Consider the following 26,522-nt stretch of genomic DNA (forward strand, 5'->3'; position numbering starts at 1 on the left):
GGGGATGACAGCCGCATTTCACGGTAAGAAAAGGCTTGCGGCAAGGTGGCGCAGCTTGACGAGGTCAGGCTGCGCGTGCGGCTCGCGACCGGTCGAGGAACACCGACGACAGGAAGATGCCGATACCGGCCACCGCCATCATCGCACCGACGAGGCCCGTCGACGTCCAGCCATAACCGGCGGCGATCGACAGGCCGCCCAGCCAGGCGCCGAGCGCGTTGGCAAGGTTGAAGGCGGAGTGGCTGAGCGCTGCCGCCAGCGTCTGCGCCTCGCCGGATACATTGATCAACCGCATCTGGACGCCCGGAACGACGGCAAAGCCGCCACCGATCAGAAGCACGTTGACCACCGCCATCCACGGCGTATGCATGGTGAAATAAAAGAGGACATAGGCGACGAGGTTGAAGACAAGCGCGATGCCGATGGCCGACATCAGCGACCAGTCGGCCAGACGCGAACCGACGATATTGCCGAGGATCATGCCGGCGCCGAAGACCGAGAGCATGATCGGGACGGTGCCGAGCGACACGCCCGCCACGTCCGTCAAGGCCGGCGTGATATAGCTGAAGACGGCGAACATGCCGCCGCAGCCGATGGCACAGATGCCGAGCGTCAGCCAGACCTGCGCCTTGCCGAGCGCACCGAGTTCGGTCAACGGCGAGGCTGTCGGATTGGCGCGGTCGCGCGGAACGTAGAACCACGTGAGGACAACAGTCAAAACGCTGATGGCACCGACAATGCCGAAGGCGGCGCGCCAGCCGAGCGCCTGGCCGAACCAAGCGGCGAGCGGCGTTCCGAGCAGGGTTGCGACCGTCAGGCCCATCATAACGCGGCCGATGGCACGTGCCTTCTGGTGTGGCGCGGCCATGCCGGCTGCGACGAGCGCCGCGACGCCGAAAAATGCGCCATGCGGGAGGCCGGCAAGGAAGCGCGCCGCGACGAGAAGTCCGAAGCTGCTGGCGACCGCGCTGGCAAGATTGCCAATCGCAAACAGGCTCATCAACATCAGCAGCACGTTATGACGCGACGACTTGGCGGCGAGCACGGCAAGCAACGGCGCGCCGACGACAACGCCGATCGCATAAGCGCTGATGACATGGCCGGCATAGGGAACGGAGACAGCCATGTCTTCTGCGACCTGCGGCAGCAGGCCCATAATGGCGAATTCGCCGGTGCCTATCCCGAACCCACCGACAGCGAGGGCGAATTCGGCACTGGACAGGCCACCCCAACGGGCGACCGGAGCGGGGGAAAGAACGTTATCAGCCATAAAATGATCCATCGGCAGCCTTGCGGCGCAAACTGTTTGGTCTTGAAAATGGGACGCCGGCCAGGATTGGGAGGAACGAGCCGAACTATTGCATTGCAATATCCTTTTTCACAGCCGCGCGCAAAGCAAATGCTGCGCCACCATCCCGAGAAATCTGGCCATCTGATATATCGATTCCATCCTTAATTGACGTTTACGTTAAAGTTATATAATTGCGAATGGGCTTGATGGGGCATGACAAAAGCCTCATCTTGAAATGGCGAAGGAATCTGGAGGGATTGTTTCGCCGACGCATATTCTGACAGCGACCGGAAGGCCTTGCGACAGGATACGTGAATAAATCAGGTGGAACGAGCGCATGCGCCGCGCTTGGAAGCCGTTAAGGTAGGCAGCATGAGGGAGAGAGACATGCCGGATACACACATGCAGACGCCCGGGACCCATGCGAGCAAGCCGTGGCTTCAATCCTATCCGGCGGGCATGCCGGCTGAAATTGCTCCCCTGCCCTACAACTCGATCGGCGACCTCTTTGTCCAGTCGTGCCAGAAATATGCCGGCCGCGCGGCGTTTACCTGCATGGGCAAAACGCTGACCTTCGCCGCTCTCGACGCCCAGAGCCGCAAGATCGGCGCCTGGCTGCAATCGACCGGCCTTGCCAAGGGCGACCGCGTCGCCGTGATGATGCCGAACATCCTGCAGAATCCGGTCATTGTGTTCGGCATCCTGCGCGCCGGCTATACTGTCGTGAACGTCAATCCACTCTACACGCCGCGCGAACTCGAACATCAGTTGAAGGATGCCGGCGCCAAGGCGATCTTCGTGCTGGAGAATTTCGCCCATACGGTCGAGCAAGTGGCGGCCAGGACCAGCCTCAAGCATATCGTCGTCACCACGATGGGCGACCTGCTCGGCGTCAAGGGCCTGATCGTCAATATCGTCGTGCGCAAGGTGAAGAAGCTGGTTCCCGCCTGGTCGCTGCCCGGCCACCTGTCGTTCAAATCCGTCCTCGCCAATGGCGGCCGGCAGACGCTGAAATCCGTCGATGTCAAGCCGAGCGATGTTGCTTTCCTGCAATATACCGGCGGCACAACGGGCGTTTCCAAGGGCGCAACGCTGACCCATTCCAACCTTCTGTCGAACATGGCGCAGATGGGTCTCTGGCTGGAAACCGCCTTCACCCACCGCAAGCGCCCGGATCATCTGGTTTTCCTCTGCGCGCTGCCGCTCTATCACATCTTTGCCCTGACGGTGAACGCGCTGATGGGCCTGAGCACTGGCGGGGAAAACATCCTCATTCCCAATCCGCGCGACATTCCGGCCTTCGTCAAGGAAATCGCCAAGTACAAGATCAACATCTTCCCGGGCCTCAACACGCTGTTCAACGCCCTGATGAACAATGCCGAATTCCAGAAGCTCGACTTCAGCGATCTCGCGCTCACCTTCGGCGGCGGTATGGCCGTGCAGCGGCCTGTCGCGGAGCGCTGGGAAAAGATGACGGGATCGCCGATCAAGGAAGGCTACGGCCTGTCCGAGACTTCGCCGGTCGCCACCGCCAATCGCCTGGACCAGAGCGAGTTCACCGGCACGATCGGCTTGCCGCTTCCTTCGACAGATGTCGAGATCCGCGACGAGGACGGCAACATGCTGCCGCTCGGGGACATCGGCGAGATATGCATCCGCGGCCCGCAGGTCATGGCGGGTTACTGGCAGCGTCCGGAGGATACCGCGAAAGCCATTTCCGCCGATGGCTTCTTCCGCTCCGGCGATATCGGCTTCATGAACCCGCAAGGGCTGGTAAAGATCGTCGATCGCAAGAAGGACATGATCCTCGTCTCGGGCTTCAACGTCTTCCCGAACGAGATCGAGGAAGTGGCGATGACCCTCGCCGGCATCCTCGAATGTGCCGCGATCGGCGTACCGGACGAGCACTCGGGCGAAGCGGTGAAACTGTTTGTCGTCAAGAAGGACCCGAACCTGACGGAAGCCGACGTCAAGGCCCATTGCATCGCCAATCTCACCAACTACAAGCGCCCGAGATTCGTCGAGTTCCGTACCGAACTGCCGAAGTCGAATGTCGGCAAGATCCTGCGCAAGGATTTGCGCGGCTGAGAGGAACCGGTTTTCCTTGTCAGAACCCGTTGGAACGACTATTTTAGCGGAGTGGTGACTGGAGCGCTAACTCCAGCCACCTTTGTTTATCTTAAGAAATGGACCCGCACGGTGATTGACCAGCTCGTGCGGGTTTTTCTTATGCTAAACGTGATGCCAAATGGTCGAGACCACATGGTTCACCTCCACATTCAGGGACAAGGCTGCGTCCTGCTACAGTCCGGGACGCCCATTCGCCCGGATGCGCCGGCTGGTTCGGCGCGGCTGCTTCTGCCCCTGAATTCGCCAAATCTACTGTAAGCGAGCGTGGATGCAACCGTCCGGACAGGTCGGATTTAAATCCATTTAAAAGCGCGGGCTTTTTCGCCGCTTCGGACAGGAAGTGCTTGATTTGCAGGGGCCAAAGCGACTAGCTATCGCGACCCTTCCGCAAAGCAAGGAATCCCGCGATGACCGCTCTTGTCGACCAGCTGAAATCCACCGTCGCCGACACCAACGCAACCGATCTGAGGGCCGCTTTTGCGAGCGATCCCAAGCGTTTTTCGCGGTTCAGCATCACGCTCGACGACATGCTGTTCGACTATTCGAAATGCGCGGTGAACGACAGGATCATCGACGGACTGGAAGCCATCGCCAAGGCCGCAAAGGTTGCCGAAAAGCGCGACGCGATGTTCGCCGGTGACATCATCAACATCACCGAAGGCCGCGCCGTTCTGCACACCGCGCTGCGCAACCGCTCCAACACGCCCGTGCTGGTCGATGGCAAGGATGTGATGCCGGATGTCAACGCCGTGCTGGACTCCATGGGCACGTTTTCCGACGGCATTCGTTCCGGCACCTTGAAGGGCGCCACGGGCAAAAAGATCACCGACGTGATCAATATCGGTATCGGCGGCTCGGATCTCGGCCCGGTCATGGCAACGCTGGCACTCGCGCCCGAACATGACGGTCCGCGCCTGCACTTCGTCTCCAACATCGACGGCGCCCACATCGCCGACACGCTGAAGCTGCTCGACGCTGACACCTCGCTGTTCATCGTCGCGTCGAAAACCTTCACCACCATCGAGACCATGACCAACGCGGCAACCGCACGCGCCTTCATCGCCGATGCGCTCGGCGAAAAGGCTGTCGGCAGCCATTTCTGCGCCGTTTCCACCGCGCTCGACAAGGTCGCCGCCTTCGGCATCGACAGCGACCGCATCTTCGGTTTCTGGGATTGGGTCGGTGGACGCTATTCGATCTGGTCGGCCATTGGCCTGCCGCTGATGATCGCCATCGGCAAGGAGAATTTCGGCGAGTTCCTGGCCGGTGCCCATGCCATCGACAACCATTTCCGCACGGCACCGCTGCGCGAGAACATCCCGATGATGCTCGGTCTTCTCGGCTTCTATCACCGCAACGTGCTCGGCTACGCCACGCGCGCCATCCTGCCCTATGACCAGCGCCTGTCGCGCTTCCCCGCCTACCTGCAGCAGCTCGACATGGAATCGAACGGCAAGGGCGTGACGCTTGACGGCACCGCGGTCGAGGGTAATTCCGGCCCGGTCGTCTGGGGCGAACCCGGCACCAACGGCCAGCACGCCTTCTACCAGCTGATCCATCAGGGCACGAGCATCATCCCGGCTGAGTTCATGATCGCGGCCAATAGTCACGAGCCGAACCTGCGCCATCAGCATGAACTGCTGATCGCCAATTGCTTGGCGCAGTCGGAAGCACTGATGAAGGGCCGCACGCTGGAAGAGGCCAAGGCGCAGATGGCGTCGAAGGGCCTCGACAAGGACTTCATCGAGCGGATCGCGCCACACCGCGTCTTCAATGGCAACCGCCCGTCGCTGACCTTCGTCTACGACAAGATGACGCCGTTCACCTTCGGCCGCCTGATCGCGCTCTACGAACATCGCGTCTTCGTCGAGGGCGCCCTGTTCAACATCAATTCCTTCGACCAGTGGGGCGTCGAGCTTGGCAAGGAACTGGCAACCGGCCTGCTGCCCGTCGTTGAAGGCAAGGAAAGCGCGGACGGCCACGATTCATCGACGGCCGGCTTGGTCGCGGCCCTTCTCAAGGCTGCGAGCTAAGCTTTCCCGCCTGCGGGCGACCTGGATGAATGCAGGCTGAACGCACACTTCAGCCTGCATTCGAACATAATGCGCTATCTCTTCCCTCACGTCTTCAAGCCGGAAAAAATTCCGGCGACGCGGGGATCGGGGCAGCACGGTGGAGCATTATTTCTTTGATTTGCACTTCGGCGGCGAACAGGTCGTCGACGATGAGGGCGTCGATCATTTCGACGTCGGCTCTGCCGTCTATTACGGCCAGCAAATCGCCGACCGGATCGGCCGCGACGCCGATTACCGCTCGCTCGCCGTCCATATCCGGACCTTCGAAGGTTCCCTCCTCGCCGTTCTCACCGCCTCAGCCGGCCGCGGCCTCGAACAGCGGGCACTGATGGGACGGTAGTCAAAACCGCCTCTCCGGCGAGGATGCGCGCCACAAGGCGTTCAGTTCAAGTGACTTGAGACATCCGTATCCGGCGGCTTACAACCCGATCTCATAGCTCCATGGCGGGTTCGCACCTGCCCGTGAGACGGTGACGGCCGCCGCCCTGGCTCCAAGGGTGAGAGCGTCGCGAACGGCCTCTTCGCTCAGCGTCGCCACCTGCGCCTTGGTCAAGAGGTTGTTCATCTTCAGCGATGCGAGAATGCCGGCATCGAATGTATCGCCGGCGCCGACCGTATCGACGACGGTGACCTTCTCGCCGCCGACCGAGATTTTGCCGCGCGTAGTATAACCGTCTGCACCGTCCGCGCCCTTCGTGATGACGACGAGCTTTGGACCGCGCTGCAGCCACTTGGCTACCAGTTCCTCATGCGTGCCCTCCTCGCCGAACCAGTCGAGGTCCTCGTCGGAGAATTTGACGATGTCGGACATTGCCGCCATGCGCAGCATGCGGGCCTTGTGGGCTTCGGCGTCCTTGATGAAACCGGGGCGAATATTGGGGTCGAAGGAGATCACCCGCTTTTCATGCTCGCGCGTCATCAGCGCTTCGTAAGTCGAGCCGCACGGTTCGGGGATCAGGCTGATGGCGCCGAAATGCAGCGCCTCACAGACATCGCCAAGTGCCGGCAGGTCGTTCTTGGTGATCATCCGGCCGGCCGTGTTCTCGTCGAAGAAGGCATAGGTGGCGGAGCCGTTGACCAGCTTGACGAAGGCGACCGTGGTGTGCAGCGACAGGGTCGCGCAAGGGGCGAAATCGACATTGCTGGATTTCAGGGTCTCGCGCAGCATGTCACCGAACATGTCGTCGGACAGGCCGGTGAAGAAGCCGGTGGGGATGCCGAGCCGGCCGAGCGCGATCGCGGTGTTGAAGATCGCGCCGCCGGAATAGGGTGCGAACGCCGTTTCGCCCGCCGTCGTCTGGCGCGGCAACATGTCGATCAGGGCTTCCCCACAGCAGATGATCAAGACGACGTCCTCCCCTTCAATGACCTTATTTCAATCGATTTAATCTAAGTTACCGGCAATTTCCAGCGCCGTTTTCAACCCGTCGCCAGGGCACTCACACCGCCATTGCGGCCAGACCATTCGAGCGGCGCATTGAGGAAAGATTCGACCTCCGACAGGGTGTTTTCGTCGAACAGTTGCTGCTCACGCGCGACGGCTAGAACGTTGCGCCAGGTGGCGATGTTGAGCAGGGTCACGCCCTTGTCCTTCATCTCAGCCCGCGCCTGCGGGAAGATATCGTAATAGAACAGCGCGATGCCATGATCGACCACGCCGCCGGCGGCACGGATCGCATCGATGAACTTGAACATGGAGCCGCCGGCCGTCGTCAGGTCCTCGATGACCAGCACGCGCGCGCCTTCCGCCATATGACCCTCGATCTGCGCATTGCGGCCATGACCCTTCGGCGCCTTGCGCACATAGATCATCGGCAGCGACAGACGCTCGGCCAGCATCGCGGCAAAAGGGATGCCCGCCGTCTCGCCACCGGCAATCACGTCGAACTGTTCGAAACCGGCCTCGCGCAGCACGGTGGCGGCGGCAAAATCCATCACCGTCGAGCGGATGCGCGGATAGGAGATCAGCTTGCGGCAATCGATATAGACCGGGCTCGCCATGCCGGACGCCAACTTGTAGGGCTTGTCGGCGCTAAAATGCACCGCCTTGATTTCCCAGAGCATCTTGGCGACAAGTTCAGCCATGACGGCCTTGTCTGGAAAGGATGTCTGGATCATCGGCGGGCTCCTGCGCTGTCGGGAATTTTGTCCTTCGCCGCATAGCAGGTCAGGGTGTCGAACACCAGAGGGACGGACGCTGCAGCGGCGGCAGAACGGCCCTCTTCGACGTCGATCAACAGGCTTTGATTCAACCCAATTTCGTCGTTGCCGCAAAGGCCCTCAGATCACCGCCCAATGCAGCGGGAACATCGGGTCGAAGACGGTTACGGTTCCAGCGCCGGTCTCGATCTTGTCCGGGAATTTTACGGGCTCGTCCTGTTTGCGGAGCGTCATCGTCTCCTCGTTGACCGGCAGGCCGTACCAAGCCGGGCCGTTCAGCGAAGCGAAGGCTTCCAGCTTGTCGAGGACGCCTTCCTGCTCGAACACATGGGCAAGGCAGCTCATCGTGTTGATCGACGTATAGATGCCGGCGCAGCCGCAGGCGCATTCCTTCAAGGGATCCACATGCGGGGCACTGTCGGTACCGAGGAAGAACCGCCCGTCGCCGGATATTGCGGCGGCGCGCAACGCGAGACGATGCAGCTCGCGCTTGGCGACAGGCAGGCAGTAATAATGCGGGCGGATGCCTCCGACGAGGATGGTATTGCGGTTGATGATCAGGTGATGGGTGGTGATCGAGCCGGCAAGATTGGCTTTCGACGCCTTGATATAGTCGATGCCGTCCTTGGTGGTCACATGCTCCATCGTCACCTTCAGTTCCGGCAGGCGGGCGCGCAACGGATCGAGCACGGTTTCGATGAACACCGCCTCGCGGTCGAAGATATCGACGTCCGGCGTCGTCACTTCGCCGTGGACGCAGAGCGGCAGGCCGATCCTGGCCATGCGCTCCAGCACCGGCATGGCATTTTCGAAATTGCGCACGCCGCCATGCGAATTGGTGGTGGCGCCGGCCGGATAGAGCTTGACCGCCTTGATCAGGCCGCTCTTGTGGCCGGCCTCGACATCATCCGGGTTCGTACCTTCGGTGAGATAAAGCGTCATCAGCGGCTCGAACCGGTCACCCTTCGGCAGCGCCGCCATGATCCGATCGCGATAGGCCGTCGCATCGGCCGTCGTGACGACGGGCGGCACGAGATTGGGCATGATAATGGCGCGGGCAAAATGCCGGCTTGTATCGCCGATCACACCCTTCAGCATGTCGCCATCGCGCAGATGCAGGTGCCAGTCGTCAGGGCGGCGTATCGTCAGCTCGGTGACCGGCTGTGGGCTCATGCGGATATCTCCAGGCAAGCATGGACTTTCGGAAACACAAGCTCCGGCATATCGATGAAGCTGAAACAGAAATAGCGTCTCAGGTTTGCTCGATCCCCCTCCACTCTCCGTCATCCTCGCCCCTGTGGCGGGGATCCAGCGACCCGACGTCCGTCGGGTCAAAAGACTCGTCTCACCGCGCAGACGCGCGGTGGCTGGATTCCTGTGACAGGCACAGGAATGACGGAAGAAATAGGCGTGCTCAGCCGTGTTCGGCCCTCCGATAGCATCATTCGCTCACCGGAAACAACAGGGATCGCCGCGATCAATCCGTTTCGAAAATCTCGATCGCGATATCCGCTGGCCGCGAATTGTCGATGATGCGCTTGCCGTTCGGCAGGTCGTTGCCATAGAGCTTCCATTCGATCCCGGCCGCATCCAACCCGTAACGGATCCAGCGCTGGCGCAACCGCTCTTCCAGCACCGCGTAGGGCGGGCCGACGAAGATCGACAGGTCGAACATGCCGTCGAGCCGCGACCAGGGAGCCTCGTCGAGCAATAGGTAATTACCTTCTGCCAGGATGATACGGGTTTCGGGCGAAACCAAGCGGGCAGACGCGATGGCGATCTCGCGTGAACGATCGAAGACGGGAACCAGCACCTCCTCGTCCGCCCGGCGCACCGCCGAGATGATATCGAAGAAGGCCCGGACATCGAAGGTTTCCGGCGCGCCCTTGCGCTTCAACAGGCCGCGCTCTTCCAGGATGCCGTTGTCCATGTGAAAGCCGTCCATCGGCAGGACGGCGGACTTTTCACCGCGCCGGGTCAGCTCTTCCTGAAGCGCATCGGCAAGGGTGGATTTGCCGGCCCCGGGCGGGCCGGCAATGGCGACGATGAAGCGGGACGATTGCCCCGCCTCTCCGACGATCCGGTCCGCAATCGCGGCAAGCGTCATGCTCATGCCGCGACGGCCTCTGTCGGCACCTTTGCACCGGTCATGAAGGCAACCGCATCCGACATCGTGTAATCCTTCGGATTGATGACGCAGAGGCGCTTGCCGAGCCGGTGGATATGGATGCGATCGGCAACCTCGAAGACGTGCGGCATGTTGTGGCTGATCAGCACGATCGGCAGGCCACGCGAGCGCACGTCGAGGATGAGCTCGAGAACCTTGCGGCTCTCCTTCACCCCGAGCGCTGCCGTCGGCTCGTCGAGAATGATGACCTTGGAGCCGAAGGCGGCGGCGCGCGCCACGGCAACGCCCTGACGCTGGCCACCCGACAGGGTTTCCACCGCCTGGTTGATGTTCTGGATCGTCATCAGGCCGAGCTCGGAGAGCTTGTCGCGAGCGATCTTTTCCATCTTCGGCCGGTCGAGCATGCGGAAGATCGAGCCGAGCGGTCCCGAGCGGCGGATTTCGCGGCCGAGAAACATGTTGTCGGCGATCGAAAGCGCCGGCGAAAGCGCCAGGTTCTGATACACCGTCTCGATGCCGGCCGCACGCGCCTCCATCGGATTGGAGAAGTGCACGACATTGCCTTCGAGGCGGATTTCGCCCTCGTCGGGCCGGATGGCGCCGGAGATCGCCTTGATCAAAGAGGACTTGCCAGCCCCGTTGTCGCCGATCACGGCAAGGATTTCGCCGGGATAGAGGTCGAAGTCGGAGTTATCGAGCGCGGTGACACGACCGTAACGCTTGACGATGCCCCTTGCAGTCAAGAGGGGTGCGGTGAGGAGCGGTTCCATCAGCCTGCTACCTTTCTGATCCACTGGTCGATCGCGACCGCCGAGATGATAAGGACGCCGGTGAGGCCGACTTTCCACTGCGGGTCGGCACCCATCATGTTGAGCCCCATGGACACCACACCGACGATCATGGCGCCGATCAGCGTGCCGAGGATCGATCCGCGTCCGCCAAAGAGCGAGATGCCGCCGATCACGGCCGCCGTGATGGCCTGGAGATTGTAGTCGGTGACGGCCCATGAGGGGGAGATCGAACCGTTTCGGCCGATCGAGACCCAGGCGGCAAGTGCCGCGATCAGCCCGGCAAGGGTGTAGGTTCCAAGCATCACGCGATCGACGCGGATACCCGAGAGCTTGGCGGCTTCCGGATCGTCGCCCACCGCATAGAGGTGACGCCCCCAGGCCGTGTGATTGAGCGCATACCAGAGTGCCAGAACAAGAACGACCATGACGATGACGCCGAGCGTGAACACGGCCGATCCGATCTTGAAGCTTGTTCCGAACAGTCCGAGCAGCGGCGCCGAGGTCTCTATATCGGCGCGCCGGATCGTCTCGTTGGCCGAATAGATGAAATTCGTGGCCATGATGATGTACCATGTACCGAGCGTCACGATGAACGGCGGAAGCTTGATCTTGGCGACGAGAAAACCATTGAGCAGGCCGCAGACCGCGCCGGTCAACATGCCCAGCGGAACCGCGATTAAGGCCGGCATGCCGTATGTTACAGCGCAATTGCCCATGACAACGGCCGACAGAACCATGATCACACCGATCGACAGATCAATACCGGCGATCAGGATGACAAGCGTCTGGCCGGCGCCGAGGATGCCGACGACGGCGATCTGCTGCAGGATCAGCGTCAGCGTGCCTGCGGTGAAAAAGCGTTCGCCCTTCAGCACACCGAAAACGATGATCGAGAGGATGAGAACGATAGCCGGCGTCGCGGCCGGTTTGGAATGTAGAAAATGCTGAATGCGATGGAGCATCGACTGGTTCTCGAAGCTGGCGACGGACGTGTCGCTCTTGTCGAGAACCTTCTCGAATTCCTGGATGCTGGCCATGTATCCCTCCCAAGGGTCGGAAACCGTCCCGGCCTATGGTGCCGGTTATGCCGGTTTGAAAAAGGGCGGCCGAGACCGCCCTTCGCGTGAGATAGTGAACCGAAAGGTTTGGGGCATCAACCCCAGCACTTGTCCGTGCCGGTCTTCACGTCGATCGACTCGACGCCGGCTGCCGGCTTGTCGGTGACCAGCGCCACGCCGGTATCGAAGAAGTCCTTGCCTTCGGTCGGCTTCGGCTTGGTGCCGTCCTTGGCGAACTGGGCGATCGCCTCGATGCCGAGCGATGCCATCAGCAGCGGATACTGCTGCGAGGTCGCGCCGATGACGCCTTCGGCGACCGACTTCACACCCGGGCAACCGCCGTCGACGGACACGATCAGCACGTCCTTTTCCTTGCCGACAGCCTTCAGCGCCTCATAAGCGCCGACAGCGGCCGGTTCGTTGATCGTGTGAATGACGTTAATGTCCGGGTCCTTCTGGAGAAGGTTTTCCATGGCGGTACGGCCACCCTCTTCGTTGCCGTTGGTCACGTCATGGCCGACGATACGCGGATCGTCCTCGTCGCCGATCTTGTTCGGGTCCTTCGGGTCGATGCCGAAGCCCATCATGAAGCCCTGGTCGCGCAGGACGTCGACGGTCGGCTGCGAAGGAACGAGGTCGAGGAAGCCGATCTTCGCATCCTTGGCCTTGTCGCCGAGTGTTGCGGCGGCCCAGGCGCCGATCAGCTTTCCGGCCTGCAGGTTGTCGGTGGCAAACGTTGCGTCGGCAGCCGTTGCGGGATCGAGCGGGGTGTCGAGCGCGATGACCAGCAGGCCGGCGTCCTGAGCCTTCTTGACCTGATCGACGATCGCCTTGGTGTCGGAAGCGGCGATCAGGATACCCTTGGCGCCATCGGCAATGCAGGACTCGACGGCGGCAACCTGGCTGTCGTGGTCGCCATCGACCTTGCCGGCATAAGACTTCAGCTCGACGCCGAGTTCCTTGGCCTTGGCTTCAGCACCTTCCTTCATCTTGACGAAGAAGGGGTTGGTATCGGTCTTGGTGATCAGGCAGGCGGATACGCCCTGAGCCTGTGCCGGAGCAGCGAATACGACGCCAAGCGCCAGCGCGCCGAGAGCGGCGGAAACAATAGTCTTCTTCATGAAATCCTCCCAAGGATTGAACAATGGAGCCGGTTTTTCCAGCCCGGTCAGGCCTCGCCCGCCGCAACCTTTCCTCCGTCGCGGTTGGCGCTTCCGGGCATAAAACAAACACCAAAAATCGGACCTGTCAATAAATAAATCAAATTGAATTATTATTGCGATGTGGCATTCTCTGCGAGGAGAATGTGCATGCGCCGTCTATTGGTGCAGTGCACGCATAAGAAAATGGCAATGAAGGCGCGACCCGCCAAACGACCCGGAACTTCAATCCGGGCAGCGGATCGCACCGGTGGAGGAACCGGGGAATGACATCACCATCCGATGCCGGAAGCGCATCGACCGTGCCGGACGTTATCGATCCGGGCGGCGGCGCGAACCTGACGCGGGTGCGCGCCTACAACGAACGGTTGGTGATGTCGCTTGTGCGCCGCCACGGCAGCCTGTCAAAGGCCGATATCGCCCGCCGTTCCGGCCTGTCTGCCCAGACCGTCACCGTCATCATGCGTGCGCTGGAAAAGGACGACCTGCTGATGCGCGGCGACCCCGTGCGCGGCAAGGTCGGCCAGCCGTCGATCCCGATGCGGCTCAATCCGGATGCGGTCTATTCCTACGGCGTCAAGATCGGGCGGCGCAGTTGCGATCTGGTGCTGATGGATTTTGTCGGCAATATCCGCCTGCAACTGCACCGGATTCATGCCTATCCGATGCCGGACGAGATCCTCGCTTTCATCACCGAAGGTATTCCGAAGCTTGAAAAGATGCTCACAGAGGAGCAGAGAAGCCGCATTGCCGGCGTCGGCATCGCGACGCCATTCCAGCTGTGGAGCTGGGCCGGGGAAACCGGCGCGCCGACGGAAAAGATGGACGCCTGGCGCGGTTTCGACCTGCGCGAGGAGTTGGCGGCGCGAACGCGTCATCCGGTCCTCCTGCAGAACGATGCAACCAGCGCCTGCGGCGCCGAACTGATCTTCGGCGTCGGCTCCAGCTATCCGGATTTCATCTATTTCTACATCGGATCCTTCATCGGCGGCGGCATCGTGCTCAATTCCTCGCTGTTTTCCGGCCGCACCGGGACGGCGGGCGCCGTCGGTCCGCTGCAAGTGTCGGACAGGAACGGCAAACCGCAGCAGCTTTTGAAGATCGCCTCGATCTACGTTCTCGAAAACCTGCTGCGCGACACGGGCATCGACCCCAAGCCACTGTGGTATTCGGCCGATGAATGGATCGATTTCGGCGAACCCCTGGAGGCCTGGATCCAGCTGACGGCCGCGGCCCTAGCCCAGGCGATTGTTTCGTCCGCCTCCATCATCGATTTCGGCGCGGCGGTGATCGATGGCGGCTTTCCCGGCTGGGTCCGTGAGCGTATCGTGGCGGCCATCCGAAAGGCGGCCGGCGAACTCGATCTCGAAGGCGTCATCCTGCCCGATATCGTCGAGGGCGCGGTCGGCGCCCAGGCGCGCGCCATCGGCGGGGCAAGCCTGCCGCTGTTTTCCCGCTATCTCATCGACACCAACGTTCTCTTCAAGGAGACAGCCTGATGCTGAAAGGCCTGAACCCGCTCCTGAGCCCGGAGCTCCTTGCAACACTGCGCGCCATGGGTCATGGCGACGAGATCGCGCTGGTCGACGGCAATTATCCGGGCCTCGAGCACGGCCGCCGGTTGATCCGCATGGACGGCCATCACCTCATCCCGGTTCTCGACGCCATTCTCAGCGTCATGCCGATCGACGATTTCGTGCCGGAAGCGATTTTTCGCGCCACGGTCAAGCAGGATCGCGACGCGCTGGATCCGGTGCATCACGATATCATCGCCTGCTGTGCCCGGCATGAGCCCGATCACGCTGTCGCGCCTTTGTTGGGACCGGATTTCTACCCGCGGGTCCGGGCTGCCCATACCGTCGTTCAGACCAGCGAGCCGAGGCTCTACGGCAATGTCATCCTGCGCAAGGGCGTCATCTATCCCTGACCAGCGAAACGTCCGCACACGAAAAAGGCCCGCCGGCGGTTGCCGACGGGCCCTTTTTGTCAATTCAATCTTGATCAAGAGCGGCGCGCGTCGAGCGACAGCGAGCCTGGGCCGAAAGCGGCAAGGACGAGGAAGCCGCCAGCCATGCTGAGGTTCTTCATGAAGTGGATCGACTGGTTCTGGTCGGCGAAATCAGCATGAGCGATGAACGCGGTGGCAATGCAGAAGAGAGCCAGGATGTAAGCGGCCGGGCGGGTGAAGAAGCCGACGAGGATGGCGATGCCACCCAGCAGTTCGACAGCGGTGGCGATGATTGCCGCGACCATCGGAACCGGCAGGCCCATGCTGCCGAAATAGCCGGCCGTGCCGCCGAGCGCGGTCAGCTTGCTCCAGCCGGCGGTGATGAAGATGATGGAGAGGAGGATACGCCCGACAAGGGCAACTGCGTTCTGCTGCATGGAAGATAACTCCGGTTTGGGTTCGTTGTTGACGATAGATTTATCAGCAAATCCAAATTCAGCCAGCCTGCCGGCACGAAACAGATTGTTCACAATAACAAAACAGCCGGACCAGATCGTCAATGCAACGTGCTTTACGACGATAGCGGAAATGCGGAGGGCGGCACTCCCAGTCAATCACAGTCAATCACAGTCAATATCGTGTGCTAACCGTCGCTCGACGGTGTTTTTTGTTGCAACACCGGAAAGACTGCGAGAAGAATTTCAGCGCGGCAGAGTTAACATGCGGACGGGGTGGCAGTATGAGTGAAATCAACAAGAGTCCGGCCTTCTGGCGTTCCTTTCCGATCTTCGAGGAATTCGACAAGGAAACCGTCTCGGCGATCGCCGCACTAGCCACCTACCGAAAATGGACTGCCGGAGCCGTCATCTTTCAGCGTGGCGACGAGGGCACCTACATGATTGCCGTCCTGTCCGGCCGCATCAAGCTGTCGCTGATCACGCCGCAGGGACGCGAACTGCTGTTGCGCCACATCGAGGCCGGCGCGCTGTTTGGCGAAATGGCGATCCTCGACAACCAGCCGCGCTCGGCCGACGCCACCGCGATCACCGCGACGGAAGGCTATGTCATCGGCAAGAAGGCCTTTCTCGACTTCATCACCCACACGCCGAACGCCGCCGAATCCATTATCCGCTATCTCTGCTCGCAATTGCGCGACACGACGGACCGGCTGGAAACGATCGCGCTCTACGACCTGCATGCCCGTGTTGCCCGCTTTTTCCTCGCGACCCTCAAGCAGATCCACGGCAACGACCTGCCGGAGAGCGCCAACCTGCGCCTGACGCTGAGCCAGTCCGACATTGCCGGCATTCTCGGCGCCAGTCGCCCGAAGGTGAACCGCGCCATCCTGGCGCTGGAAGAAAGCTCGGCGATCAAGCGCGTCGACGGCGTCATCACCTGCCATATCGGCCGGCTGCAGAAAATTGCGGAACCGGAAGAGGAATAAGCCTTGAAAAGCTTTCGCCTGAGCCGGATCAGACCGCTGTTTGCCGGAATGGCGGTGAGCGTTCTGAGCGCGCTGTTGCTGTTCCTCTACGCAGGCGACGCTCTGGAGACGCAGCGCGAGCAGTTTTTCGATACGCTGACCCAATGGGTGCCGGCGCCGCAATCGAATGAGATCGTCGTCATCGACATCGACCGCAAGGCCGTCCAGCAGACCGCCGACAAGACCTGGAGCCGGGCTGAAACGGCCGAACTGCTGACAAGAGTGTCGAAAGCCGGTGCCAGGGCCGTCGCGATCGATTTCATTTTCAGCACGGCCTGCGACCCGTCCGAGAAATCCAACGCGGCCCTGACCCAGGGCATTTCCAGCGTCCCCGTCATTCTCGGCTTCCTGATCGCCGAGGGCGGCGTCGAACATCCCTCGCCGGTGCCGCCGGTCGCCGTCCGCAAGCCGGTCGATATTCCCGACCTCTGGTTCATCGACGGCGCGGAGGCATCCTGCCGCTTCCTGCAGGACGCATCGCGCTCGGCCGCAGCCGCTTTCCTCGTCGGCGACGAAGATGCCCGCATCCGTCGTGTCCAGGCCTATACAATCATCGGCAATGACGCCTATCCGACGCTCGGGATTGAGGCCGCGCGTTTCGCCGCCGGCGGGCGCACACCTATCCTCGGCGGACAGCCAGCATGGCTGAAACTGGAAACCCGCCTGATAGAGCTCGACGAGGACGGCAGCATGCGGTTTGCCGCCAGCCCCATCACGGCACTTGACGAACGCACCGTCTCGGCCGGCGACGTCCTGAGCGGCGAAGCGCCGGACGCACGCCTCAAGGGCAAGACCGTCTTCATCGGTAGCAGCATGCCCAATCTCGGCGGATTGCGCCCGACGGCCTCGATGCCGCTGGAACCGTCCGTGCAGATCCATGCCGACGTCGCCAACGCGGTCCTGACCGGGTTCATCCCCCGTCGCGATGCACGACTTCCGATGTTCGAAGCGGCACTGACGCTCATCGGCGGACTTCTGGTGGCGCTCGTCGCAACCCGACTGCGACCGGTGACCTCGGCCATCCTCGGCCTGCTCGCGGTTTCGGCGACGGTCGGTGCGGCGGCAGCGATCTACGCGTCCTCCGCCCTCCTGCTCGATGCCGTCAGCATCGGAGCCGCGCTGGTCTTCGTGCTGATCGTCACCAGCACGCTACAATTTGCCCGTGTCCGGCGGGCGGAATCGACGGCGCGCAGCAAATTCTCGCAATATCTGCCGCAATCCGTCGTCGCCCGCTACATCGACAATCCCGACGACGACCGTGTCGCCGGCGAGGAGCGGCCGGTCACGGCGCTGTTCACCGATATCGAGGGTTTCTCGACGCTGTCGCAAAAACTGACGCCGCGCGACCTCGTGACCTTGCTCGACATCTACTATGCCGAGGTCAACGGCCTCGTTGCCAGCCATGGCGGCATGGTCGACAAGGTGGTGGGCGACGCCGTCCACGCCTTCTTCAACGCTCCGGAGGATCTGGAAGACCATGTCAACAAGGCGATCGATTGCGCCGAAGCGATAAGGGTTCTGACAGAGGAAATGCGCCGGCGGCCCGGCTTCGTCGAACACGGCTTCGGCCGCACCCGCATCGGCATCGAGACCGGCATCGCCGTGCTGGGTGAAGTCGGTGCCGGAGGCAAGCTGGATTACACCGCCCATGGCGACGCCATCAATCTGGCAGCGCGGCTTCAGGAGGCCAACAAGTTTCTCGGCACCGCCATCTGCGTCGGGCCGGAAGCCTCGGTGCAGAGCGGTCGCGAGCTGCGCTCGGTCGGCATGCACGAAATCCGTGGCTTCGGCGAGATGGAACTGTTTACCACCGAAGCCTGAGGATCAACCGCCATTCGGCCCAAGCCGGCCTGCAAATGGCGCTTCTCCGCGCTTCCGGTGCTCACGGAAAATCACCATTTTCGACTCGACCTGAGCCGAATGGCAAACTATCCCAATCAGCGTTTCAGGCCGACGCTGGCATAGGCCTCGACGATCCGGGCCTCTTTCCACTTCACCGTCTCCGTCGGCGCATCGCCGGGCTTGGCGATCTCGATGCCTTCACCGGCGCCGACCAGCCGCTGGACGCCACCGCCCTGGACTGACACCTGGCCGTGTTCGACGAAAACAGCGAAGACGCCGCGATTGGGGCCGGCGAAGAATTTCGTGCCACGCACGCCGATCATGCCGAACGTGGTGCGTAGCGCCAGATCGATCTTCGGCAGGCCCTCCGGCCGGTCGAACACCATCTGCCCCATGCCCAGTTCCATCGTGCCGCCCTGGCTGGCGATGAAGCTGTCGAGCAGCAGTTCCGTCTTGCTGCCCAGAAGAATCCGGGTGTCGCCTTCCAGGGCCAGGTCGGCGAAACTTTCGCTGCCTGTCACGACATAGTCATTGTTCATGATGTCGCCGCCGGCGGACAGGCCTTCCTTCTTCTCGGCCCGTTTCAGGTCGACCTCGCCCCGTATGTCGGAGGCCTTGCCGATGACCGTGCTGGCCCGAGACGGAATGGCGGCGAAGCCTCCGGCGGCCAGCGCGCAACCGGCCATGAAGGTCCGGCGTCCGATCAGACCTTGCCGCTGCAGATTGAACTCTCGCGTCATGTCCTTGCTCCTTTTATCGACAACCCGGCTTCCCGAAACATTCCCGAAATCGCGGCCCGCTCAAGCAGTGCCCATCCGGAATGCCGCTTTGACCGGCATGTTCCCGTTATCCGCCTCGGCTCCCTCGGATGCTGTTTCCCACGGAACAGCCGCCGATCGGCTCTCTCCATAGGTTGGCACAAACACAAAGGAGAACGCCATGAAAAACGGAACCAGCAAGCGCATTTCGGCCGTCAATGCGATCCTGCTCGCCGCCATGAGCCTGCTGTCGATCGCGGCGATCGCCATCCCCTCCGCTCATGCCGCCTCGCCGCTGCTTCCCGCCGAACAGTGTGATGCGGAGGCCGGCAGCGAACACGATCTGCAACGCAACCTGTCCTTTCGGCCCGTTGCGACCGAGGATCTGCGCATCGGCATCGCTCTTTCGGCTTGCCGCGAGGCCTACAATCAGGGAAGCGGTCCCCGCCAGACCTTTCAACTCGCCCGCGTGCTCGATGCCGCCGGCCAGCGGGCGCAATCCATGGCGATGCTCGAAGAGGCGGTCCAAGGCAACCATGCGGTCGCGATGGTGAACTATGCCGTCATGATCGGCGAACGCGGCGACCACGCGAAGGAATTCGCGCTCTACCAGAAGGCCGCCGCGACCGGCAACATCCTCGCCGCCTACAATCTCGGCGTCGCCTATCGCGACGGCGTCGGCACCGAGGTCAACGGCACGCTCGCCGCCCAATGGTTCGCCCGCGCATCCGCCGCCAGGGACGGCCTCGGTGCTTTCAATCTGGCCGTTCTCCTCGATGAGGGCACGCTGGTTCCGGAAGACGACCACAAGGCCGCGCAGTTCTACAAGCTCGCCGCCGATCGCGGCAATGTCGATGCCATGGTCAATCTCGGCCTGATGCTGGAAAACGGCGAAGGCATGGATGCCGACCCGGAGGCTGCTCTGGCGATGTTCGCGATGGCTGCCAAGAAGGGCGACGCCTTCGCGCAAGACAAGATCGCACCGCAGCCGGTCGATACCGCGACGACGGCCAGCATCGAGACGAGCGAACAGGCCAGCGTGGTTTTGGCGAAGACGAGCCGGCTGAAGTGAGGGCTTTCGAGTAACTCTCTTCCTTCGCGGATTGTCGAGGCATCCCCCCACAAAGCAGGGCAATCGCATATGGAAAAGTCCCCTCCCCAACCCCTCCCCACAAGGGGGAGGGGCTTAAACTGCCGCCTCCTCCGTCATTGAACAAGAGGCTGCGGCAGGATTTCTCCCCCCTTGTGGGGGAGATGGCCGACAGGCCAAAGGGGGTCTTTTTCCATATGCGATAGCCCTGCCCCACAAAGGGGGGGTGAACGCCGCGGTTCGAACTAACCGACGCGACCTCAACCAAAAACCTTCACCGAATCTCGCCCGCCTGCGGCCCCCACGTATCCGTGATCGCAAACCCCTCCGCCAGCGGATCGGTCGGATCGAGCGACACCTGGTGCAGGCCGAAGGTCCAACCGCGGCCGGAAATGGTCGGGATGATGGCCGGGCGACCGGCGACTTCGGTGACGCTTTCAAGGCCGACCTCGAACTCAGAGCCGATGATCGAGCGGGACTTGAAGATGTCGCCGACCTTGGCCAGCCCGCGTGCATGCAGCGTCGCGAGATTGGCCGAGCTGCCCGTGCCGCAGGGCGAGCGATCGACGCGGCCCGGCCACATCGTCGTGCAGGTGCGCACCGTGCCGTCGGCTTCCGTATCGCGGAACATCACATAGGCGACGCCCTTGATCTCGGGGATTTCCGGATGAACGACCGGGATCGTGCGGTTGACCAGATCCTTCAGCTTCATGCCGGCCTCGACGATCTCGCGGGCATTGGCCTTGTCGATCGTGGTGCCGATCTGCGCGACATCGACCAGCGCATAGAAGATGCCGCCATAGCAGATATCCATCCTGATCCGGCCCCATTCGGGCGTATCGACCTCGACATCCAGTTCATGCACGAAGGACGGCACCATGGTGAGCTTGACGCGCTCGCAGCGCCCGTCGCGGCAGGTCGCCGTCGCCTTGACGAGACCGGCGGCGGTATCGAGCATGACGACCGTTTCCGGCTCCTTCATCTCGACCATGCCGGATTCCAGGAGTGCCGTGGTGACGCAGATCGAGTTGGAGCCCGAACTCGCATGCGCCTGGTCCGCCTGCAGGATGATGAAGCCGAAATCCGCCTCGGGGCGCTTGGCCGGCAACAGCAAATTGACCGAACCGATCGAGGCGGCGCGCGGCTCGAGGCAGAGGAACCGGCGCAGGCTATCATCCACCGTGTTGATGTGATTCAGCTGTTCGGCGATCGAATTGCCCGGGATCTTCGGCACACCGCCGATCGCGACCTTGCCGATTTCGCCTTCGCAATGAACGTCCAGCAACTGGATCGTGCGTTTCCATCTCATCGTTTCACTCCGGATTTTCCAAGATCACATCCACCCGCGTATCAGGCTCGCGGCGGCGGCAAGATCGGTCATGAAGGCCCGCTCCTTCGCCAGCGCGGCGACAGCCTTGTCGCGATCGGTCATTTCAAAACGCAGCCACGCACCAACCGGTGCCTGCGCCAGCTTCCACAGATCGGCCTCGATGACATTGGCGATCTTCGGATAGCCACCGCAGGTATTGGCCTCGGCAAGCTGGATGATCGGCTGGCCGTTCGGCGGCACCTGAACCGTGCCGGGCATGATGCCATGCGAGAATAGTTCCAGCTTGCGCGTCAGTTGCAGATCCGGGCCGCTGAGGCGATATCCCATGCGATTGGCGTCATTGGTGATCGACCAGTCGGAGCCGAAAAAACGGGCGATGGCCTCATCGGTGAAGGCATCATGCTCGGCGCTCGGCAGGACGCGCAGTACGACCGGTTCGTCCTTGCCGGGAACGGGTCCGCGCAGTTGCGAGGGATCGGCGCCGAAACCCGCCGCGATCCTCAGCGGCTTGCACGGCACATCGACCAGCAGCAGCCGGTCGCCGCGATTAAGGCCACGCCCTTCCAGCCCGCCGAAGGCACTCTTCAGGTCCGTCGAGCGAGAGCCGAGGACAAGTGAAACATCGATGCCGCCCTGGAAGGCGAGGATCGCGCGGGCGCCGGAGCGTGGCAGGCCGATCGTCAGAACCTCGCCGGCCATGGCATTCGTCACCCACCAGCCCGGCACTTCGCGATCGCCAATTCTCGCCGGACAATCGGCACCGGCAAGCGCGAAAATCGTGTCGCGCTCGAAGCGAAGGCGAAACGGAAACAGGGCGATCTCGATGCCGGCCGCATCCCGGTCGTTGCCGACGAGCAGATTGGCGATTTCGAGTGCCGGCGCATCCATCGCGCCGGATCGACCGACGCCTGCAGCGAGATAGCCGGTGCGGCCGAGATCCTGTACGGAATTGACCGCGCCGGTGGACAGGATTTCGATCATGCCTTCACCTCGACGACGCGAAAACGGATGCGGTCGCCCGGACGGCAGGCCGCCGGCGGATCGCGCAGCGGATCAAACAGGGGAACCTCCGTCCGGCCGATGATGTGCCAGCCGGAGGGCGCCGTGCATGGCATGATGCCGGCCTGCGCGCCGCCGATGATCACCGAGCCGGTCTCGACCTTCATGCGCGGCACCGCCCGGCGCGGCATGGCAAGTCTGGGATCGAGCCCCGACAGATAGACGAAACCCGGCATCGCCCCGACAGCGGCGACGGAATAGACAGCTTCGGAATGACGGCGCACGACCTCTTCGACGCTCAGGCCTGCGTGATTTGCCAGCGAAACCAGATCCTCGCCCGTCTCGCCGCCATAGACGACGGGAATATCGATGTCCCGGCCGGCAACGGCGCCCGGCACCACCGTGCGCCATGCGTCGAGCAACTGCTTTTCCGCCTTCACCGGCGCCAGCGCCAGCGGATCGAACACGATCATCAGATTGTTCATGCCGGGAACCGTCTCGGCGACGCCGTCCAGCGCTGTCATGGCGGCGGCCACCGCCCAGATCCGCGCCTGTACTTCAACGGAAAACACCGTGCCGGCCGCATCGAGAAGGATCGCGCCGGCGCCTTCCATGCTTAATCTGGGAAAAACAATCTCGATCAACTGCAATTTCCATTGGGAGAATTTGACGTCATCGTGATATATCAGCTTTCCCGCTTTGCCTAGGCTCAGGACTCATTAATCGAGCCAATAGCAGCAGGTTGCTGCGATGAGGATTGCTGAGAAGAATGTGTGGGCACATCGGTCGTATCTGGTCGCGATGCGCCTCCAATCCTTGATCCTGCCGAACATGTTCTCGATGCGATGGCGTTGCCTGTAGAGGATTTTGTCGTAGTCGGCTGGGTTCCTGCGTTTCTTGCGCGGGGGAATGCAGGGTGAAATTCCTTTGTCTTTCAGTCCGTTGCGAAACCAATCGGCATCGTAGCCACGATCTGCCAGCAGTTCCCTGGCGTTTGGCAGACGATCGAGAAGGTGTCGTGCACCCTGATAGTCGCTGGCATTGCCTGCGGTGAGGAAGAACAGCAAAGGTCGTCCCAGCCCATCGGTGACGGCATGCAGCTTGGAATTCAGGCCGCCTTTTGTTCGTCCGATACAGCGGGAAAGAGCCCCTTTTTTTGCAGACTGGCTGCGGTTCGGTGAGCTTTCAAATGGGTGGCATCGATCATCAGCCTGTCAGGCTGACCGGCTTTGCCCGCAAGCGCTTCGAAGATCCGGTTGAAGACGCCCAACTCGCTCCAGCGAATGAAGCGATTGTAGAGCGTCTTGTGCGGACCATATTCTTTCGGCGCATCTTTCCACTGAAGTCCATATTTTAAAACGTAAATAATACCGCTCACCACCCGGCGGTCGTCAACGCGCGGGATGCCGTGAGCCAGCGGAAAATAGGGCCTGATCCGGCCAAACTGTGATGGCGTCAGCAAAAACAAATCACTCATGGCAAAATCCTCCTGCCGTGAGTGAATCAAAACCCAGCCAAATTGGGAAGAGGCTTAATCAATAGGGTCTGAGCCTAGTCGCCGTCCCACCCGAACCACGGATTCTGTGTCTGGAACGTGCACGGCATTGTTCCCTGCACCCGGCATATCGGCTAGGATCGCGGCAAATCATCAGATAGTGGAAAATCCCTTGAACACCAAACCCTTGAGCGTCGACCTCAATTCCGACATGGCCGAAGGTTTCGGCGCCTACCGGATGGGCGATGACGATGCGATCCTGAAGATCGTCACCTCCGCCAATATCGCCTGCGGCTTCCATGGCGGCGATCCTGAGATCATGGCGACAACCTTTGCCCTGGCGAAGGAGCGCGGCGTCGCCGTCGGCGCCCATCCCGGATTTCCCGATCTCTGGGGCTTCGGCCGCCGCAATATTCCCTTTACCCCCGGCGAGATCGAACGCCTCGTCGCCTATCAGGTCGGCGCGGCGCAGGCGATGTCGGCCTATGCCGGCCACCCGATCACGCATGTGAAGGCACATGGCGCGCTCGGCAATCTCACCCAGCAGAATGCCGAGGTGGCGATGGCCGTCAACCGTGCCATCAAGGCGGTCGATTCCTCGCTCACCTGCCTCGTCATCGCGCTTGGCCACCAGCAGCGACAGGCGAACAAGATGGGCCTGAAAACGGCTTCGGAAATCTTCGCCGACCGCGCCTATACCGAGGAAGGCTATCTCGTCGATCGCAAGATCGCCGGTTCGGTGATCCATGACCCTACTGAAGCGGCCGCCCGCGTCATCCGCATGGTGCGCGCCGGCGCAATCGAAACCGTGACCGGCAAGAGCATTGCCACACCGATCGATTCCATCTGCGTTCACAGCGACACGCCCGCCGCCGTTACCATCGCCGCAACCGTTCGCCAAGGCCTCGAAGCCGATGGCATCGCGGTCAAGAACTTCCTGTCCTGATGCCGGAAGAAAGCGAAACAATCATGGATCTCGACCTCATCGAACGGCTGATGCGCCTTCTGGAAACCTCCGATGTCAACGAACTGGAAGTCAGCGAAAACGGCATGCGCATCCGCCTGTCGAAAACCGCGACACAGCCGATCCGGGCACAGGTGGCAAGCGCCGCGTCGGCTTTCGCAAGCGACATCGGCGCAACGTCGGTGGCGTCCGCCTCAACAGCCACGTCGAAGGATCACGTCGTTGTCGCCGGCCTGCCGGGCACCTTCTACCGTTCGCCGATGCCCGGCGAACCACCCTTCGTTCAGGTCGGCGACACCGTCGAGGATGGCCGCAAGCTCGGCATTATCGAGGCCATGAAGATGATGAACCCGGTCGAGGCCGATTGCGCCGGAGTGATCACCGTCATCCATCTTGAGGATGGCGCACCGGTGACGGCCGGCGTGCCGCTGTTTGCCATTGCCCGGAGTGTCTGACGCCATGACGAGCGAGGAAATCCGGAGCGTCATCGCTCTGATGGAGCGGCACGGCATTGCCGCCTTCGACTATGAACACGGCAACGCGGAACTTCACCTTACACTGGGCGGCGAGGGCACTATCGCTGTCCCTGAAACATCGCAGCGCCCACAAACTGTTGAACCAACTGTGCTGCGTTCACCCGGCGTCGGCACCCTGCTTTTTGCCCATCCGGCAACAGGAGCCCCGGCCCCTGTCCTGCCACGGCAAGTCACCGCCGGTGATGTCGTCGCCTATATCCGCACGGGCCTGACGTTGCGGGCAGTCGTCGCCAAAAAGGAATGCCTGCTGCTGCGTGCATTGGTCGAGGAAGGTGCGGGCGTCGGTTATGACGATGCGCTCTTCGAAATCACGCCCTGATCCCATTCTCCCAATTATGTTGCTTGACCCGGGAAGACCTCGCCGACAGCTTGGTGGTCTTCATTAGACCTTCTTTCACAACCGGATCTTACCTGCATGACCAAGCTGATCGTCTTCACCGACCTGCATATGGTGCCCGAGGGCATATCGATCATCGGGCTCGACCCGTTCCAGCGGCTGGCTGCCGGCATCGATCATGTCAATCGCTACCATGCCGATGCAGACCGGGTGGTCATCATGGGCGATCTCACCCACAGGGCGGACCGGGCCTCCTACGACCGGCTGCGCGGCCTGCTCGATCGCCTCGTGCCGCCCGTCGCGATCACCATCGGCAACCATGATCGGCGCGATATCTTCCTCGAAACCTTTTCAAACGTGACGCCGGACGATGACGGCTTCGTCCAGCAGACGATCGATTTTCCCGACTGCCGGATCGTGCTGCTCGATACGCTGTTTGCCCCGCCTTACGACTATCCGAACAGCCATGCCGGCTTCCTCTGTCACGCGCGCCTCGCCTCGCTGGATCGGCAACTGGAAACAGCAGGCGACCGACCGGTGCTCCTGTTCATGCACCACCCGCCGCATCCGACCGGTTTCATCGGCATGGACATGATGCGGCTGGCCAACGAAACCGACTTCTACGAAGTGGTGAAACGCCGGGGCAATGTGCTGCATATCTTCGCCGGCCATGTGCATCGGACGATCTCCGGCTCCAGCCGCGGCATCCCCTTCTCCATCTTCAAGAGCCCGGTGCACCAGCAGCCCATGCCTTTTCACTCACCCGACACCTCGCTGTCCGTCGACGAACCCGCCGCTTATGGCATCGTCGTGATGACGGATACGGGTGTCCTGGTGCATACAGAGGACTACGAGATCGCGGTTCGGGAGGCGGCGGTGGCGTGAACTCCCTCTTCTCCCCGCCGGGGAGAAGGTGCCCGAAGGGCGGATGAGGGGGGCCGAAGGCC

General features: G+C 61.9%; 26 protein-coding genes. 12 read left to right on the top strand and 14 right to left on the bottom strand.

From position 1 onward, the window contains the following. Positions 1-64: 64 nt before the first annotated feature. A complete protein-coding gene (locus ACST81_RS21480; protein WP_438750455.1) occupies positions 65-1,270 on the bottom strand; it encodes an MFS transporter in 1,206 nt (401 codons plus the stop codon). A gap of 408 nt (positions 1,271-1,678) precedes the next feature. Between ACST81_RS21480 and ACST81_RS21485 the strand changes: the two genes are divergently transcribed. From ACST81_RS21485 to ACST81_RS21495, 3 genes are all read left to right on the top strand, one after another. Next, positions 1,679-3,379, top strand: coding sequence for a long-chain fatty acid--CoA ligase (locus tag ACST81_RS21485; RefSeq protein WP_438750456.1), 1,701 nt, complete (start codon positions 1,679-1,681; stop codon positions 3,377-3,379). 449 nt (positions 3,380-3,828) lie between these two features. After that, positions 3,829-5,454 carry a glucose-6-phosphate isomerase gene (gene pgi / locus ACST81_RS21490; protein ID WP_438750457.1) on the top strand — a complete coding sequence of 542 codons (1,626 nt, stop codon included), beginning with the start codon at positions 3,829-3,831 and terminating at the stop codon, positions 5,452-5,454. 139 nt (positions 5,455-5,593) lie between these two features. Further along, positions 5,594-5,836 (top strand): DUF6894 family protein, encoded by a 243-nt coding sequence (locus ACST81_RS21495; protein WP_438750458.1) that lies wholly within the window; start codon positions 5,594-5,596, stop codon positions 5,834-5,836. A gap of 78 nt (positions 5,837-5,914) precedes the next feature. Here the strand turns inward: ACST81_RS21495 and ACST81_RS21500 are convergent, their stop codons facing one another. The 7 genes from ACST81_RS21500 to ACST81_RS21530 all read right to left on the bottom strand — a co-directional run bounded on the left by ACST81_RS21500 (position 5,915) and on the right by ACST81_RS21530 (position 12,754). After that, positions 5,915-6,841, bottom strand: a complete 927-nt coding sequence (locus ACST81_RS21500) for a carbohydrate kinase family protein (RefSeq protein ID WP_438750459.1) — start codon at positions 6,839-6,841, stop codon at positions 5,915-5,917. Between the two features lie 74 nt (positions 6,842-6,915). Then, positions 6,916-7,614, bottom strand: a complete 699-nt coding sequence (locus ACST81_RS21505; RefSeq protein ID WP_438750460.1) for an orotate phosphoribosyltransferase — start codon at positions 7,612-7,614, stop codon at positions 6,916-6,918. A 162-nt stretch (positions 7,615-7,776) separates the two neighbouring features. Then, positions 7,777-8,829 carry a dihydroorotase gene (pyrC, locus tag ACST81_RS21510; protein ID WP_438750462.1) on the bottom strand — a complete coding sequence of 351 codons (1,053 nt, stop codon included), beginning with the start codon at positions 8,827-8,829 and terminating at the stop codon, positions 7,777-7,779. A 304-nt stretch (positions 8,830-9,133) separates the two neighbouring features. Next, the gene (locus ACST81_RS21515) at positions 9,134-9,763 is read right to left on the bottom strand and encodes a nucleoside triphosphate hydrolase (protein ID WP_438753753.1); all 630 of its coding nucleotides are present in this window, start codon (positions 9,761-9,763) and stop codon (positions 9,134-9,136) included. Between the two features lie 2 nt (positions 9,764-9,765). Further along, the gene (locus ACST81_RS21520; RefSeq protein ID WP_438750463.1) at positions 9,766-10,554 is read right to left on the bottom strand and encodes an ATP-binding cassette domain-containing protein; all 789 of its coding nucleotides are present in this window, start codon (positions 10,552-10,554) and stop codon (positions 9,766-9,768) included. Beyond that, positions 10,554-11,612, bottom strand: a complete 1,059-nt coding sequence (locus ACST81_RS21525; protein WP_438750465.1) for an ABC transporter permease — start codon at positions 11,610-11,612, stop codon at positions 10,554-10,556. The genes ACST81_RS21520 and ACST81_RS21525 overlap by 1 nt, the downstream gene beginning before the upstream one ends. Before the next feature lie 116 nt (positions 11,613-11,728). After that, positions 11,729-12,754, bottom strand: a complete 1,026-nt coding sequence (locus tag ACST81_RS21530; RefSeq protein ID WP_325465704.1) for a sugar ABC transporter substrate-binding protein — start codon at positions 12,752-12,754, stop codon at positions 11,729-11,731. A gap of 305 nt (positions 12,755-13,059) precedes the next feature. Here ACST81_RS21530 and ACST81_RS21535 point away from each other — a divergent pair, with 305 nt between their 5' ends. Then, positions 13,060-14,292, top strand: a complete 1,233-nt coding sequence (locus ACST81_RS21535; protein WP_438750466.1) for an ROK family transcriptional regulator — start codon at positions 13,060-13,062, stop codon at positions 14,290-14,292. Continuing rightward, positions 14,292-14,720, top strand: coding sequence for an RbsD/FucU family protein (locus ACST81_RS21540; protein WP_438750467.1), 429 nt, complete (start codon positions 14,292-14,294; stop codon positions 14,718-14,720). The genes ACST81_RS21535 and ACST81_RS21540 overlap by 1 nt, the downstream gene beginning before the upstream one ends. Before the next feature lie 74 nt (positions 14,721-14,794). Here the strand turns inward: ACST81_RS21540 and ACST81_RS21545 are convergent, their stop codons facing one another. Continuing rightward, positions 14,795-15,214 (bottom strand): DoxX family protein, encoded by a 420-nt coding sequence (locus ACST81_RS21545; protein WP_438753755.1) that lies wholly within the window; start codon positions 15,212-15,214, stop codon positions 14,795-14,797. Positions 15,215-15,480: 266 nt separating this feature from the next. On the opposite strand from ACST81_RS21545, the gene ACST81_RS21550 reads away from it, so the two are divergent. Then, positions 15,481-16,185, top strand: a complete 705-nt coding sequence (locus ACST81_RS21550) for a Crp/Fnr family transcriptional regulator (RefSeq protein WP_438750468.1) — start codon at positions 15,481-15,483, stop codon at positions 16,183-16,185. Between the two features lie 48 nt (positions 16,186-16,233). Beyond that, a complete protein-coding gene (locus ACST81_RS21555; RefSeq protein WP_438753757.1) occupies positions 16,234-18,045 on the top strand; it encodes a CHASE2 domain-containing protein in 1,812 nt (603 codons plus the stop codon). Between the two features lie 116 nt (positions 18,046-18,161). Here ACST81_RS21555 and ACST81_RS21560 read toward each other — a convergent pair whose 3' ends face one another. Further along, positions 18,162-18,806 (bottom strand): FecR family protein, encoded by a 645-nt coding sequence (locus ACST81_RS21560; protein WP_438750469.1) that lies wholly within the window; start codon positions 18,804-18,806, stop codon positions 18,162-18,164. 199 nt (positions 18,807-19,005) lie between these two features. Between ACST81_RS21560 and ACST81_RS21565 the strand changes: the two genes are divergently transcribed. Next, complete coding sequence (locus ACST81_RS21565; RefSeq protein WP_438750470.1) at positions 19,006-19,896, top strand: tetratricopeptide repeat protein; 891 nt, start codon at positions 19,006-19,008, stop codon at positions 19,894-19,896. A 292-nt stretch (positions 19,897-20,188) separates the two neighbouring features. On the opposite strand, the gene ACST81_RS21570 is transcribed toward ACST81_RS21565, so the two are convergent. From ACST81_RS21570 to ACST81_RS21585, 4 genes are all read right to left on the bottom strand, one after another. Next, the gene (locus ACST81_RS21570; RefSeq protein WP_438750472.1) at positions 20,189-21,223 is read right to left on the bottom strand and encodes a proline racemase family protein; all 1,035 of its coding nucleotides are present in this window, start codon (positions 21,221-21,223) and stop codon (positions 20,189-20,191) included. Positions 21,224-21,247: 24 nt separating this feature from the next. Next, entirely contained in the window at positions 21,248-22,225 is a 978-nt protein-coding gene (locus tag ACST81_RS21575; protein WP_438750474.1) for a biotin-dependent carboxyltransferase family protein, read from the bottom strand. After that, positions 22,222-22,887 (bottom strand): 5-oxoprolinase subunit PxpB, encoded by a 666-nt coding sequence (gene pxpB / locus ACST81_RS21580; protein ID WP_438750475.1) that lies wholly within the window; start codon positions 22,885-22,887, stop codon positions 22,222-22,224. Before pxpB ends, ACST81_RS21575 begins: the two co-directional genes overlap by 4 nt. 75 nt (positions 22,888-22,962) lie before the next feature. Beyond that, a protein-coding gene (locus tag ACST81_RS21585) for an IS5 family transposase (protein ID WP_438749571.1) occupies positions 22,963-23,720 on the bottom strand; the annotation gives its coding sequence in 2 pieces (ribosomal slippage) (positions 22,963-23,387 and positions 23,387-23,720; 759 coding nt in all). A 190-nt stretch (positions 23,721-23,910) separates the two neighbouring features. On the opposite strand from ACST81_RS21585, the gene ACST81_RS21590 reads away from it, so the two are divergent. The 4 genes from ACST81_RS21590 (at position 23,911) to spdA (ending at position 26,460) form a co-directional block, all read left to right on the top strand. Further along, positions 23,911-24,684 (top strand): LamB/YcsF family protein, encoded by a 774-nt coding sequence (locus tag ACST81_RS21590; protein WP_438750476.1) that lies wholly within the window; start codon positions 23,911-23,913, stop codon positions 24,682-24,684. A 23-nt stretch (positions 24,685-24,707) separates the two neighbouring features. After that, the gene (gene accB, locus ACST81_RS21595) at positions 24,708-25,157 is read left to right on the top strand and encodes an acetyl-CoA carboxylase biotin carboxyl carrier protein (RefSeq protein WP_438750477.1); all 450 of its coding nucleotides are present in this window, start codon (positions 24,708-24,710) and stop codon (positions 25,155-25,157) included. Positions 25,158-25,161: 4 nt separating this feature from the next. After that, positions 25,162-25,557: a hypothetical protein gene (locus ACST81_RS21600; protein ID WP_438750479.1), complete on the top strand. Its 396-nt coding sequence runs from the start codon at positions 25,162-25,164 to the stop codon at positions 25,555-25,557. Between the two features lie 96 nt (positions 25,558-25,653). Then, positions 25,654-26,460: a 2', 3'cyclic nucleotide phosphodiesterase SpdA gene (gene spdA, locus ACST81_RS21605; protein ID WP_438750481.1), complete on the top strand. Its 807-nt coding sequence runs from the start codon at positions 25,654-25,656 to the stop codon at positions 26,458-26,460. Positions 26,461-26,522: the final 62 nt, after the last annotated feature.

Origin of the sequence: Pararhizobium sp. O133 (assembly GCF_051669845.1) — a bacterium.
GTDB lineage: Bacteria > Pseudomonadota > Alphaproteobacteria > Rhizobiales > Rhizobiaceae > Pararhizobium.